At 62.4% G+C, this 14,194-nt stretch carries 12 protein-coding genes and 1 pseudogene; all 13 read right to left on the reverse strand.

Going from position 1 to position 14,194, the window contains the following annotated elements; translation table 11 throughout:
- Nucleotides 1–3,760: pseudogene (locus Q4G20_RS12240) on the reverse strand (hypothetical protein); the annotation flags it as partial.
- A gap of 812 nt (nucleotides 3,761–4,572) precedes the next feature.
- Nucleotides 4,573–4,776, reverse strand: a complete 204-nt coding sequence (locus Q4G20_RS12245) for a hypothetical protein (protein WP_303343743.1) — start codon at nucleotides 4,774–4,776, stop codon at nucleotides 4,573–4,575.
- A gap of 34 nt (nucleotides 4,777–4,810) precedes the next feature.
- Nucleotides 4,811–4,996, reverse strand: a complete 186-nt coding sequence (locus tag Q4G20_RS13645) for a Fic family protein (RefSeq protein WP_368660802.1) — start codon at nucleotides 4,994–4,996, stop codon at nucleotides 4,811–4,813.
- A 3-nt stretch (nucleotides 4,997–4,999) separates the two neighbouring features.
- Nucleotides 5,000–5,539: a hypothetical protein gene (locus Q4G20_RS12250; protein ID WP_303343744.1), complete on the reverse strand. Its 540-nt coding sequence runs from the start codon at nucleotides 5,537–5,539 to the stop codon at nucleotides 5,000–5,002.
- A gap of 358 nt (nucleotides 5,540–5,897) precedes the next feature.
- Nucleotides 5,898–6,203 (reverse strand): CRISPR-associated endonuclease Cas3'', encoded by a 306-nt coding sequence (locus Q4G20_RS12255; protein ID WP_303343745.1) that lies wholly within the window; start codon nucleotides 6,201–6,203, stop codon nucleotides 5,898–5,900.
- A 377-nt stretch (nucleotides 6,204–6,580) separates the two neighbouring features.
- Nucleotides 6,581–7,810: a type II toxin-antitoxin system HipA family toxin gene (locus tag Q4G20_RS12260; protein ID WP_303343746.1), complete on the reverse strand. Its 1,230-nt coding sequence runs from the start codon at nucleotides 7,808–7,810 to the stop codon at nucleotides 6,581–6,583.
- Nucleotides 7,810–8,124 (reverse strand): helix-turn-helix domain-containing protein, encoded by a 315-nt coding sequence (locus tag Q4G20_RS12265; RefSeq protein ID WP_303343747.1) that lies wholly within the window; start codon nucleotides 8,122–8,124, stop codon nucleotides 7,810–7,812. The genes Q4G20_RS12260 and Q4G20_RS12265 overlap by 1 nt, the downstream gene beginning before the upstream one ends.
- A gap of 241 nt (nucleotides 8,125–8,365) precedes the next feature.
- Nucleotides 8,366–8,692 carry a type II toxin-antitoxin system VapC family toxin gene (locus Q4G20_RS12270; RefSeq protein ID WP_303343748.1) on the reverse strand — a complete coding sequence of 109 codons (327 nt, stop codon included), beginning with the start codon at nucleotides 8,690–8,692 and terminating at the stop codon, nucleotides 8,366–8,368.
- The gene (locus tag Q4G20_RS12275; protein ID WP_303343749.1) at nucleotides 8,692–8,934 is read right to left on the reverse strand and encodes a type II toxin-antitoxin system Phd/YefM family antitoxin; all 243 of its coding nucleotides are present in this window, start codon (nucleotides 8,932–8,934) and stop codon (nucleotides 8,692–8,694) included. Before Q4G20_RS12275 ends, Q4G20_RS12270 begins: the two co-directional genes overlap by 1 nt.
- A gap of 386 nt (nucleotides 8,935–9,320) precedes the next feature.
- On the reverse strand, nucleotides 9,321–10,727 hold the full coding sequence (locus Q4G20_RS12280) for an FAD/NAD(P)-binding protein (RefSeq protein ID WP_303343750.1): 1,407 nt from the start codon (nucleotides 10,725–10,727) through the stop codon (nucleotides 9,321–9,323).
- Between the two features lie 46 nt (nucleotides 10,728–10,773).
- Nucleotides 10,774–11,619, reverse strand: a complete 846-nt coding sequence (locus tag Q4G20_RS12285; RefSeq protein ID WP_303343751.1) for an amidohydrolase family protein — start codon at nucleotides 11,617–11,619, stop codon at nucleotides 10,774–10,776.
- Between the two features lie 10 nt (nucleotides 11,620–11,629).
- A complete protein-coding gene (ssuD, locus tag Q4G20_RS12290) occupies nucleotides 11,630–12,757 on the reverse strand; it encodes an FMNH2-dependent alkanesulfonate monooxygenase (RefSeq protein ID WP_303343752.1) in 1,128 nt (375 codons plus the stop codon).
- Entirely contained in the window at nucleotides 12,754–14,190 is a 1,437-nt protein-coding gene (locus Q4G20_RS12295; RefSeq protein WP_303343753.1) for an LLM class flavin-dependent oxidoreductase, read from the reverse strand. Before Q4G20_RS12295 ends, ssuD begins: the two co-directional genes overlap by 4 nt.
- Between the last annotated feature and the right edge of the window lie 4 nt (nucleotides 14,191–14,194).

A 14,194-nucleotide genomic window follows, 5' to 3' on the forward strand; every position in this document is an offset into this window, starting at 1 on the left:
GATCGTTGCCCATGCCGCCATCCAGACGGTCATTCCCCTTGCCCCCATAGAGGCTGTCATTCCCCGCGCCGCCATAGAGGCTGTCATGGCCGTCATTGCCGCTCAGGATATTCGCACCGGCATCGCCGGTCACGCTGTCATTGCCGGAACCGGTTTGCACATTGTTGATGTTGCGGATCGTGTCCTTACCCTGTCCGGTGTTCTGCGCTGTGGTGACGGCCAGCGACACGGTGATCGCCTGCGCCCCGGTAAAGCGCACAGTATCATTGCCCGTCCCACCGTCGATCAGGTCATTGCCCAGCCCGCCATCCAGCGTGTCATTACCGGCACCGCCATAGAGACTGTCGTTTCCGGACCCACCTGACAGGCTGTCATTGCCCGCGCCGCCCTCCAGCCTGTCATGACCAGCCCCGCCGAACAACCGGTCATTGCCCGCACCGCCATAGAGGCTGTCGCGACCATCCCCGCCAAACAGCCGATCGTCGCCCGCCTCGCCATAGAGTTCGTCATGGCCGCCATTGCCGCGCAGGATATTCGCGCCTGCATTGCCCTTCACGGTGTCATTGCCGGAACCGGTTTCGACGTTCTCGATATTAACGATGGTGTCCTTCCCCTGCCCGGTGTACTGCGCCGTTGTGACCTCCAGCGACACCTTGATCGCCTTCGATCCGGTAAAGCGCACGGTATCGTTGCCCGCACCACCGTCGATCAGGTCATCACCCGCACCACCGTCCAGCAGGTCATTGCCCGCGCCGCCATACAGGCTGTCGTGACCATCCCCGCCAAACAGCCGGTCATTGCCCGCGTTACCTTTCAGGCTGTCGTTGCCATCTCCTCCGATCAGGTAGTATGATTTGCCCTTGCCCAGGCCCCCAACCAGCGTATCATTACCCGCGCCGCCGATCAGGACTGAATCTCCGAGACCGCCCAAAAGCATGGCGTCGCGTTTGTTTCCGACTTTGTAACCCGAAACAACCAGTTCGGATATGGTTGACTTGCCGTTGACGTTTGCTGAATTGTAAGTCTGATATTTATTTTCAGAATTTGGATTGGCGATCACAACGCGATCAACACCCCCGATAACCGCTTTCAGGGTGGGGTCATCCCCGGGAATCAGGCTTTCCACATAGTCCGCAAGGTTTTTCAGCCCTTCGGACCCCTTCATGTTTGCATCAATTTTCCACCAATACCCATCATGACGCACAGCATCAAATGCGGACTGCTTTGGGGCAGAGTTCCCCAGTATTGCCTCATACGCATTTTCAGCAAGAATCTGGGACAGCGCTTCCTGATACCCTTTGTAGGCGTTTGTATTTACTTTGATCGTTGCTTTTAGGGAATAATTGGCACCTTTCATCGATCCAAGCAGAGTGTATGCATTCAGCAGATCTGTTGTGTGCTCGGCGCCCTGATCCAAAATTGACGATCCCAATCGCCTCAAAATATCGCCGCCCTTTTCAATGGAAAGGGCCTCACGCAAACGATCTTTATATGAACCATCTATCTTTAGCGTTTTATCCCCATACAGGAAAATATTGTGCAGGAACATTGAATGTAATGCCTTGACATCAAGGACTTTTCCTAACAATCCATTGTCCCATCCTGGCAGATTAGCCATCTGCGTCCCCAAGACGGCGACATCCCCCCATTTTTCGTCTAATATTTTTACAGCACCATCAAACGCCTTTTTAGCGGCATCGATGGCAAATTTCTTAACCGGAGACACAGTCCCGACGACATTGACAACAACCGCCGAGACTGGGCCATTGACGATATAGTTGTTGACAACATCAAGTACTTTAATGCCTCCTTTTACGCCCGAAACTATCACGCCCAAAAATTCACCCGCAATCCGGGCATGGGTAACATCGGAAAAATCCAGATGATCCGGGCTGGCGACGATGCCGTCTTTGCCCCAGATGTCTTTGGACAGCATCGGGGCCAGATCTTTTTGCATATTTGTGTGCGGGCCTGATGCGAAAATCATGGCCTGGCTTTTGGTCAGGGCGGCGACAAAGCCCGCCAACATGCCGCCCAAAGAATGTCCGGCGAAACTGATCAGCGACGGGTCAACGCCCAGTTCCTTGACGACATAGCGATAAAAATTGATCGCGCCGTTCAAATGCCTCATCGCATGGCCATCAGCACCGGCCAATCCGCCGCCCAAGGGGACGGAAATGCGGAACAATTCGTTGTACGCTATGAATTCGTCGGTCCCGCGATAGGCGATAACGACGCGGCCGGTGTCGTCTTCGCGATAGGCGGTCGCTTGCAGCCCGTCATCGTCCACGGTGGAAAAGAGTTTCTGGACCGGGTTCCCATCGGCATCAACGGGGCGGCCACCTTTGCCGTCATAGGTGCTGGCGATCGGGGTCCAGCCGATTGCGGGGCGCAGGGCGGTGCTGGGGTCGGTGCCGAACATATCGCCGTTATAGGCGTCCAGCGCCAGATGCGCGAATGTCTGCATATCCGCCGGCCGGTCATAGCTGAAATCCCACGGCGCGCGCGCAGTGGGCAGGCCAAAGTCAGGGTGCAGGGGGTTGGTGGCGACGAAGATGTCCATCGCCCCATTCGTATCGCCCGGCACGAGGTTGCTGGTGGAGGAGTAGAACGTCACGAACCGCCCATCGGCGGAGATGGACGGGTAACCATAATACCCACCCCCCTGTTCACCCGAACTGCTGACGGATACGCGTTCGGTTTGACCCGTTTGCCGGTCATGAACAAAGATATCCCCGGACCGATTCGTATCGCCCGGCACGAGGTTGGTGGCGGAGGAGCGGAACGTCACAAACCGCCCATCGGCGGAGATGGACGGCGCAGAGCTTTCATAATTCCCCTGCTCACCCGAACTGCTGACAGATACGCGTTCGGTTTGACCCGTTTGGCGGTCATGAACAAAGATATCACCACGCCCATTCGTATCGCCCGGCACGAGGTTGGTGGCGTCGGACTTGAACGCCACAAACCGCCCATCGGCGGAGATGGACGGGTAATAACTATACCCATCCCCCTGCTCCCCCGAACTGCTGACGGATACGCGTTCGGTCACACCGGTCTGACGGTCGTGAACAAAGATATCATGACGCCCATTCGTATCGCCCGGCACGAGGTTGGTGGCGTCGGAGTAGAACGTCACGAACCGCCCATCGGCGGAGATGGACGGAGTACTACTCCACTCACCCCCCTGTTCCCCCGAACTGCTAACGGATACGCGTTCGGTCACACCCGTCTGACGGTCATGAACAAAAACATCATCACGCTCATTCGTATCGCCCGGCACGAGGTTGGTGGCGTAGGAGCGGAACGTCACAAACCGCCCATCGGCGGAGATGGACGGGTTATAACTATGCCTATTCCCCTGCTCACCCGAACTGCTGACGGATACGCGTTCGGTCACACCGGTCTGACGGTCATGAACAAAGATATCATGACGCCAATTCGTATCGCCCGGCACGAGATTGGTGGCGTCGGACCAAAACGTCACGAACCGCCCATCGGCGGAGATGGACGGCATAAAACTCGACCAATCCCCCTGTTCCCCCGAACTGCTGACGGATACGCGTTCGGTCACACCGGTCTGACGGTCATGAACAAAGATATCATGACGCCAATTCGTATCGCCCGGCACGAGGTTGCCGGCTTCGGAGTAGAACGTCACGAACCGCCCATCGGCGGAGATGGACGGGTAATAACTCCCCCTACCCCCCTGCACCCCCGAACTGCTGACCGACACACGTTCAATCTGAAACTTCGTCATAAAACCCCCTCATCCACCGGGCCGCAGCCGTGTTCACGAATCTGAGAGGATCGTTAACGCCCGCGCCCCGATCTGCCTAATGAAAAAATGTCCCGGATGGTGATTTTCGCCCCTGCGCGCACAGGCGTGACGTCGCGGCCACAGTCTCGGGCCTTGGGGGGCTGGCGCGGCCCACATCACCCCACGGGCGGGGCGTTCTGCCCCCCCGCCGCGACGCCGGATCAAGCGTCATGCCCGGCCGCGTGCGTCGCAACTGCGTTACGGGATGTCGCGCCATTGCGGCAGGTCAGCCCCCGCGATTGCCGGTGCATTGAATGCGTCGCGACGGCTGCGCCGATCAGACCCGCCGCCACACATGGCAGCACGACTATGCGCGCCGAAACCGGTTTGTTTCGCCCGCATTTTACCATCGGCCCGATTTTGTCCGGCGTGGGTTATGTGGGTTTCCCATGGGACGGCAGGCTGCGGTGTTACGCAAAATGTGGCGCAATGAGATGCGGATAGGGCAAGCAAAGATAATCCGCCAAGAACTGCAACAGCCTGTCGCCGGATATGCCGCAATTTCTTTTCGGTTCCGCAGCCCCGACATGCTTGTGTGAACGCCGTCGCGCATCGGGGCGTTGTTCGGTCGCGCCAGCTTTACCCTTCGAACAATCGCGGGAACAGGGTTTCATGTGTCGTCGACGGAAACCGCAGAGAAAGCGGCCCGCGCGGCGTTTCGGACCCGATCATGCCGTCCTGTGTCAGCGCCGCCACCAAGGCGCGACCCGTTCGCGGCGCAAGGCCAGTCATCGCGGACACATCGCCCCGGATCACGACCGCAACAGCGCCGCATGGGCCGTATAACGATCAAATCGTTCAGCCATCGAACGAACGTCCTGCATACCATCCATGAATGTCACCTGGTCGATACCGACCCGCAGAAACCACCGAGTGTCACTCTTGAGCGCTGCGAAGGACACATTGCCCCGCCCGCCCGGGTCGCCTTGCCGCGCGCGATCGGCAAGCGTGATCATGGCGCGATATTCGTCACGTCCGGGCAAGCCCTGTTCACGACCTCGCGCGACACGGACCACCCCCCCGGGCCACAATCCCGGCATGATACGCCATTGCCTGCGAAACCAAACGGCTCACCCGCTCATTGCCGTCGAAAAAAGGGTGAATATAGGCCAGACGATGATGCCCCGTTGCAAAGGCCAGCACCGTTGCGGGTTGGCCATGCAACCAGTCCTGCATGAATCAACGGTGATAATACGCCATAAAATCCGGGACGTTTTCATGCGGCGGGGGCGCATGTTTGCCGACCTCGACGTCATCATCGCACCATTCGCCCGGTATCATGCGCGTTTCCTTCGCGCCGTGCCGAATAATAAGCGCATCATCCGCCGCCCCGGCGTAAAATTCCCCATGGGCGAATGTGATAAAGTCTTCGGTCGATGGATCAGGCAATGCGTTGTTTCGGACATACGCAGCGCTTTCGTGCTGCCGGGCGCGCGTCGCAGGATCGGCGTCATAGAGACCTTGCAGGGCGCGTTCGATGTCACGGGGCCGTGTGTTGTTGCCCTCACTCCGGTTCGAGTCACAGGAATTCATCACCCGCACCATAGACGCCACCTGATCCATGGTTCCCGGCTGAAGGCCCTTGCCCAGATCATGCGCCCTGATGACAAGGTCATTGACCAGTGCCGCAATCTCTTCGTCAATTTCTTCGATGCGGGCGGGTTCGATACGGGTGAGGGCAACGATTGCGGGGGCCTTCGTGCCTTGGTCCTCTGTCACTAAGTCATGACGTCTAAGACGCTGATCTGATATCAGAAACAGGGTGTTTCAGATGCCTGTGTGCCACTATCTCTGCCACTCATTCAACATGTTATTGAACAGACCCTGTATGTGACCGCGGGCGGCATACAGGCCGGGTCAAATGACAATTGTTCCCAACGTCCCTTTGAAGAAGCTCCGGCTGAACATCCGCCAGATCATCGAGGACGATCACACGCCGTTCTATCGCATGAAGCTGACCGCAGATGACCGAGTCATCTTCCGTCCACGCTTACCACAGAACGACCTCTCGCCCGAGATCCGATTGCCGGAATGGGCCGAGGACAGGGCGCGAGTCGCCGGAGATTCCTGCCCCCAATCAAGAGCGACCCAACACCGCATAGGCAATCAGTTCGGCCGCGATCCTGTCCGGGCCTGTCGCGCCCGCCATCAGCACCGCGCCGCCAGCGGTCGAATGGTCGATCCGCACCGGCAACCCCATCAGCCGTTTGACAAAATCGGGGTGAAACTTGCCCAGATCATGCACCATCCCGGCCAGATGCGCCGTGCGCGCCAGCCCCAGCGGACCGGCCAGTTCTGCCGCCAGATCGGCGGTCGCGTGCAGATGATCGGGCAGCGGTTCCCAATCCGACCGGTCGGGCTGTCGCCCCGAATGTGCCCACATTATCCCCTGCTCCTTGAACACCAGCCAGCGACGAACAAGCGGTCGCGCTATCTTGCGCTTTACGTTGCGGGGGATTCGCCATCAACGCAAGATAAAGGCAAAATCCGCCGTTTCCTGTGTCATCGCTGAAAAGGCGATGCGCCATGAACACCGACACGGCCCCGCTGCGCCGATTATGTCGCGCATCGGGAACCGGACGGGGATATTTTCTGGAGGCCTCTTGTTGCGACGGCGGCGACCTGTGACCGGGCGATTGCGGAACGCGAAAACACCTGCAATCACGGCGTTGACAGCCTGATGAGCGTCACCACGATGCAGGAATTTCTGAGGCGCGACGGGCGGCGCGAACCGGACCAAGGCCGGACGGTCAACGCCCGCTACCACCCCCGCGCGGTCTGTATCGCCTGACCGATCTCGTGGCGCAGCGGGGCGGGGACGCCGGCGCGGTCGGCCTGCCGGGGCCAGTCGGCCAATGCGTCATCCACGGCTGCGGTCATCTGGCGCATGCGGGCGGGGCGGATGCCCGCCGATTGCGCCGCCCGCACGAAATCAGCCGCGCCGGGTCGGCGCCCCTCGCCCGCGATGGTCAGGGTGTGTTCGCCCCCCGGCCCGCTGCTGAAGCTGAGATCATACGCCGGAGACAGCCGCCATTCCCCGCGCGGCTCCATCAAAAAGGCGTGGTTTTTCAAATGGTCATCGCGGTTGTGCGCACGCGCGTTGAACACCATCCGCAGCGCCATCTGTTCAACCGCGCGCTGATCACGCGTCAGCAATTTCGTGATCCGCAGCAATTGGTCATAATCCAATGTCGCGCTGCGGAAATCCACATCCAGCAGGGCCGCGACGGTCTGCATATGCCGGCGCGCAGGGCCCTGGCGGTCGAACCGGGTGCTGACCAGAAACGGCTCGGCCGAACTGGCGCGCAGGATCGCGGTATCCGGCATGTCGATTCCCGCCGCGCGGGCCATGACGGCAAAGGCCAGTTCGGCTTCAATCGCGCCCACAGGGTCCGACAGCGCCCGGCGTTTGACCAGAACGTGACGCCAGCCGGGGGCGTGCGCCAGACGATGCCCGCGCAGATGGCCGTTGTCGTCTGACAGTTGCGCGACGAATTTCGGCCGCGCGCCCTGTGACCCGCCCGCCATTCGGCGCAGGCGTTCCAGATCATCCGCCGCCGTGTCACCGCCGATTTCCGGCACCAGCCGGTCGAACCAGTCCAGACTGATGTCTCCGTCCTTGCCCGGCGTTTCGGGGGCATAGCTCAGCGCGCCCATCCCGTCGCGTCCGATCATCGCCAGCCGGTCCAGATCGGTGATGTCGTGACGCGCCCGCCCCCGCGCGGCCAGATCGCGGTCAATCAGCAGCCGCCCCCAACCATCGGGCAGGCTGTCGCCAAACAGCCCCGGCAGATCGCCAAAGCCCCGCCCGCGTGGCCGCAACAGCCCCGTCAGCGGTGCGTCAGGGCGCAGCAGCAACGGGCTGACCGGCAGAGGGTTGGCGCGAAACCCATCGTCCCATTGTGCCGCCGCCTGCCGCGCGCCCGCGTCCCAGCCCAGCACGGCCACCGCAACCGTCGTGTCAAAATCCAATCCCGCCCGCAGCCGCATCACGCCCCCCGCCGCACGCGCGGACGCAAAGGCGCATCCGGCGGCGTCAGATCATCCAGCGACTGCGCGACGGGCGCCGGGAACAGGTCCAGAAAGGGCGGCAGCGCGTCCAGCACCTCGGCCAGGGCCAGCAGCGCCGACAGGCTGATCTCGCCCGTCTGTTCAAAGCGGCGCACACTGCCCAGAGACACCCCCGCCCGCTCGGCCAGATCCTGCTGCCGCAATCCCAACGCAACCCGCCGCGCCCGCGCATTGTCGCGGATCACGGTTTGCAGGTCATGGGCGGTTGTCAGGGCGGGAATGTAAGTGTTCATATATGCATTTTTATTTAGGTATATGGCAAAAAATACGCATATATTCGCACTAAGTCAACCGCCTTGCGCGGGGCCGCAGGGCGATGGCTGCGTCGGCGGAGTGAAACGCTGTGACGCCCATCATCGGGCGCGTGATCCGGCCCAAGGATAGCGTTCGGACATTTAACCGGCCTTAGCCCGATTGTGCGACCCGTGCCGGTGAAGGTCACGATCACCCCCGAAAACATCCCGACCACAACCATCAAAACGGGTTTTCGACCGTCACGCCGGTTGGCTCGAAATCGGCGACGTTGCCGGTGACTACCGTTGTGCCGTGATGCAGGGCCGTGGCGGCGATCATCAGGTCGGCGCCGGGATGGCCGAGCTGATGGCTGAGCCAGCCTTGCAGATCAGCGGCAAAGCTCGGATCGCGGCCGCGCTGTTGGCAGATGTCGCGCTCAATGTCGCCAATCGTAATGGCCGACAGGAAAAAATCGCGGTCGTAACGCGCACGCAGCCACGCCGTGACCTGCGGCGCGCGGTCGGGCCGGCGCACCGCCGAAATCACATTAGTATCAATCACATACATCAGAATTGCACATCCCGCGGCGCGGCCTGCGCACGTGGCAGTTCAGCGCCGGCAAAACCCAGCAAATGGTCGGCGAAACAGCCACGACGATCGCGGGCCGCGGCCACCATGCGGGCATAGTCATCCGCCGCCACGACAACGACCGCGGGTTTGCCGCGCCGCGATACCTGTTGCGGCTGACCGGCAAGGGCCGCATCGACCACGGCGCTAAAGCGATTTTTGGCGTCTTGCAGGTTCCACATGGCCTGATCCTGTCTGGCTTTCTGGCTAGCTGCAACATTCAGGGGTGTCCGTGACAAGGTCCGCAACGGCCATCCGCACGCAAATCGCCCAGTATGGCGCGGCCGAGCCAAACCATGCGACGCCCTGTTCGGCTTTTTCACCGGCAAGGTTGGGGTGCCCCCGGCTGACCGCGAATGATCGGTTCGGACACGCGGACAAATTGGGACGCCCCCTCTTTGTCAGCGCGGTCTATGCGCAACGCGACATTCACGGCTTTTTCCGTTGCGGCCATCACACCACCACAATCGCAGCATTTCAGCCCAGATATCATCCGGTTGGCGTCCTAAGCCGTCCCGCGTTTCGCGTCACAGGGTGTCGCCCCCCCTTCCGTTCCAAAAAATCCCCCTTACCCCGCAACCGCCACGACTTGCGCCAGACGTTGGGCGGTGGCCTCAGCGTGGCGGGTGACTTCGGGGATGCCCATGAGTTCGCCGATATGGCCGCGGGCAAGGGGGCCGGTGACCCACAGGCCGGGGACGGGTTCGCCGTCGGAACCAACCGCGCGGCAGTGGTCGGTGACCTGCAACCCCAACCCCAAGGCGTCCCCACGCAGTAACCCTGCATCGGCGAGCGACGCGATGACCGGGTTCGATCCGATGATCCCGCCATGCGCGGGGCCGGTGGTCAGGATCACCGCGTCGAACAGGTCGCGGCGACGGGCGCCCTTGCGCGGAGTCCAACTGACCGCAATCCCGCCCGCCGTTGCATCGGCCGATCGCAGATGGCCCGCGCGGATCGTCAGCCGTCCGGCGGCGATCAGATCGTCCAGCACGGTTTCCACCTGCGGCGCGATGCGAAACCGGTGGACATCCCACCAGACGCGCAAACGGCGAACCAGACGCGCGCGTTCAGATTCCGGCAGCGCGGCCCAGATCGCGGCACCGTCGCGGCGCACATTGTCCAGGGCCGCCTGCCACGGCAGCCCCTGTGCGGCGTCGTCGCGCACGGCAGCACGCACCCGGCGCAGCACGCCAACCGCCGTGGTCGCGGGGTTAGCGGCGAAATCGGCGGGGCTATCGCCGTAACCGCTGGCATGGCCGCGCGACCTCAGCCCCCGCCGCGACAGCGCCGTGATCCGGCCCGCAAAGCCCTGCCGGTCAAGGCTGGCGATCACATCGGCCGAGGTCAACCCGGTGCCGACGATCAGCACGTCCTGCGCCGATGCGGCAACCGCGCGGATGCGTTCGGCGTCCGACGGGTCGGTCAGAACGCGCGCGTCCCCGGTCAGCGCGGCAAAGCCCACTGGCACGCCCGGTTCGGGATGGCTGGTCGCGATGACCAGATGATCGGCCCGCAGCCGGTCCCCATCCGACAGCGCAATGTCAAAGGGCGCGCGCCCCGTTACCGACATCGCGCGCGCCCGGATATGGCGCACCCGACCCGAGGCCAGCAGCGGGCGCAGATGGTCGGCGACGTAATCGCCAAACACTCCACGTTGCGGATACAGCGCGCCATCGGCGGCCCGCGTTCCGGGCGACAGTTCCGGGCCGGTGCGGGCGATCCAGTCGGTGAAATGGCTCAGGTCGCGGCTGTCCATCGTCATGCGGCTGGCCGGAACATTGATGCGGTGGCTTGGGTCGCGCGTCGAATAGGCCAGCCCCGCGCCCAAAGCCGCGCGCGGTTCGACCACGACGATCTGAACCGCATCATCCGCGCGCGCCAGATGCCATGCCAGCACAGCGCCCGAAAACCCGCCGCCGATAATGGCGACAACAGGTGCAGGATTGGGCAGAATAGGGGCGATCATGGTCATAGCCTGTCTTTCCTTCATCCGGTGGTCAATCATGAATAAGCGCGGGTCACGCCAGAAGCCGCGCGGCGTTGTCGTGAAAAAAACGGTCCAGCACATCGTCACGCAAACCCAAAGCGGCGGCGTCTGTGATGCTTTGGCCGATGGGGCGGAACGGATAGGATGACCCGAACAGCAGCTGATCCCCCGCCCATGTATTCGCGGCGTGGACATAGGCATCGCCGCCGGTCTGGAACAAATACATATCGGGGATCAGATGCACGTTTTCATGCCGGAACGCGACGCCCAGCACCGCCTGAACATTCGGCCAGAACCCGTGATACAGCCCGATGCGCAGCCGGGGGAACGCCGCCGCCACCACGGCCACCGATGCCGGGTCGTTGAAACGCGGATCGGGGGTGGTTGGGCCGCTCATGATAAAGACCGGCACATTCAGCGATTGCAGCAGGTCATAGATCGGGAAAAACACCCGGTCATCGGCATGACGGGCGGGCGCACCAAAACCCGGTTCGATGTTGATGCCGCGCAGGTTCAGATCGCGAATGGCGCGTTCGGCGTGATCCAATGCGGCCGCGCCATGGGTCGCGGGATCAACCGCGCCAATGCCGATCAGGCGGGTGGGGTCATGCGCCACAATCGCGGCGATGTCGTCATTGGGCAGATGCTGCGCGGGCGTCTGGCGGCCCACCACGACCGCGCGGGTCAGCCCGGCATCGGTGATTTCGGCCAGAAAGCCTTCGGGCGTGCCGGACCGGGCGAAATGATCATCCGGCCCCCGCGTGCCAACCCGGCGGTTCAGCCAGCGAACGGTCTCATATTCCGGGGTGCCGGGGGTTTTGCCGAAAAAATCGTGCAAAAAGGCCGGGCGGCATCGCATGTCGATGATGGGTCGCATTGCGGGCTCCTTAGCTGGCGGCACGGGCGCGCACATCGAACGCGCCGCCGGTTTGGTTCGATCCCTGCAACGTCACCGCGTCCTTGCCCAAGAGCGGGAACATCAGTTCGGCGAAGCGATAGGCTTCTTCCAGATGGGGATAGCCTGACATGACAAAGGTATCGACGCCCAAGGCCTGATATTCCGCCATGCGTTCGGCCACCGTCGCGGCATCGCCCACCAAGGCGGTGCCGGCCCCGCCGCGCACCAGACCGACCCCGGCCCACAGATTGGGTGCGATTTCCAGCCGGTTGCGGTCGCCGCCATGCAGCGCGTTCATCCGCGCCTGACCGACCGAATCCATCTGCGCGTAATTGGCCTGCGCGCGGGCGATGTCATCATCGGACAGGCGGGAAATCAGGCGGTCGGCCTCGGCCCAGGCCTCGGACGTGGTTTCGCGCACAATCGCGTGCAGGCGGATGCCGAACCGGACGCTGCGGCCATGGCGGGCGGCCTTTTCGCGCACATCGTCGATTTTCGCCGCAACCGCCGCCGGGGGTTCGCCCCATGTCAGATAAGCATCAACATGTTTGCCCGCCAGTTCATGCGCGGCGGGGCTGGAGCCGCCGAAATACAGCGGCGGATAGGGCTGCTGCGGGCCGGGATGGAAATTGCGCGCGCCCTCAACGCGAATATGATCGCCGGTGAAATCAACGGTTTCGCCCGCCATAATGCGTTTCCAGACGGTCAGAAATTCGTCCGCATTGGTGTAACGGCCATCATGGCTGAAAAACACGCCATCGGCGGCCAATTCGCGCGGATCGCCGCCCGGCACCACATTCAGCAGCAACCGCCCCTTCAGCGCCTGATCCAGCGTCGCGGCCTGACGCGCCGATACGGTCGGTCCCTGAATGGATGTGCGCAGCGCGACCAGCAATTTCAGCCGATGCGTGACCGGCGCCAACAACGCGGCGGCAACCCACGGATCCAGACAACTGGCTCCGGTCGGAATCAGCATCCCGTCAAAGCCCAGACGATCGACCGCAACGCCGATCTGTTGCAGGTAATCCGCCGTTGGCGCGCGGCCCGTATCGGATGTTCCCAGATAGCGCGTATCGCCCGATGTGGGCAGGAACCAGAAAATATCAGGGGCGGTCATTCGGCGGCCTCCATGCTGGGGGTGGTGTCAAAACCGGATGGGCGGGTGGCGTCGGCCACACTGGGGCGACCGATGTAATGGCTGCGCCATTCCGCCGCGGGGTGGCTGTCGGCGATGCGGGGCTGGCCGGTCAGCTTTTCGCGCAGAGTGCCGGGGATATAGTCGGTCTGCACCCGGCCCCGGCGGCGCAGTTCCGGCACAACGAAATCAATGAAATCCGTCGTCGATGCGGGGGTGATGGCATAGGCCAGATTGAACCCGTCAATGCCGCCGTGATCCACCCATTGTTCCAGCTGGGTGGCGATGGTGTCGGGACCTCCGACCAGCACCGGACCCAAACCGCCGATCGACCGCTTGCGGATCACATCGCGGATCGTCCAGTCCTGCCCGTCCGCCGCCAGCGATTCCAGCACCGTGCGCAGGCTGTCATTTTCAACCGCCGTCAGGGGCGCGTCCGGGTCCAGCGTCGAAAAATCAAGCCCGGTCCAGCCGCCATAGAGCGCAAGCGCGCCTTCCACGCTGGCATAGTCCAGATATTCCGCATATTTCGCCTGCGCGGCTGCATCCGAAGGGCCGGTGATGACCGTCAACAGCGCGAAAATCTTGACCGATTGCGGGTCACGGCCTGCGGCGGCGATCTCGGCCCGGATTTTGTCGGTCAGGCTGCGAGCCGTGTCGGGGTTTGTGGCCAGAACAAACATCGCCTCGGCGTGGCGGGCGGCGAATTCGCGGCCCCGCGACGACGCGCCAGCCTGAAAAATCATCGGCGTGCGCTGCGGTGAGGGTTCGCACAAATGAAACCCCGGCACTTTGAAATAGTCGCCGTCATGGGCAATCGGATGCACCTTGGACGCGTCGGTGAACACGCCGCGTTCCCGGTCGCGCAGCACCGCGCCGTCCTGCCAGCTGCCTTCCCACAGCTTATAGGTGACGGTCATATATTCTTCGGCCAGATCATAGCGCGCGTCATGCGACATCTGACGGTCCATGCCGATATTGCGCGCCGCGCTGTCCAGATAGGACGACACCACATTCCACGCCACGCGGCCTTTGGTCAGGTGATCCAGCGTCGATAACCGCCGCGCCAGCAGATAGGGATGTTCAAACGTCACCGCCGCCGTCACCCCAAAGCCCAGATGCTGCGTCACCGCCGCCATGGCCGACACCGCGGCAAAGGGATCATTCACCGGCACCTGCGCGCCATCACGCAGCGCGGCCTCGGCCGAGCCACGATAAACATCATAAACGCCCACCACATCGGCGATGAACAGCGTGTCAAAGCACCCGCGTTCCAATTCCCGCGCAAGGTGGGTCCAATAATCCAGATCGTTATACCGGCTGGCCTGACTGGCGGGATGCCGCCATGTCCCCGCCGCCTGATGCCCCGCACAGGACATATCAAAGGCGTTCAGGATGATGCGTTTTTGTGTCATGATG

The organism is Paracoccus sp. (in: a-proteobacteria) (genome assembly GCF_030538495.1).
Taxonomy (GTDB): Bacteria; Pseudomonadota; Alphaproteobacteria; order Rhodobacterales; family Rhodobacteraceae; genus Paracoccus.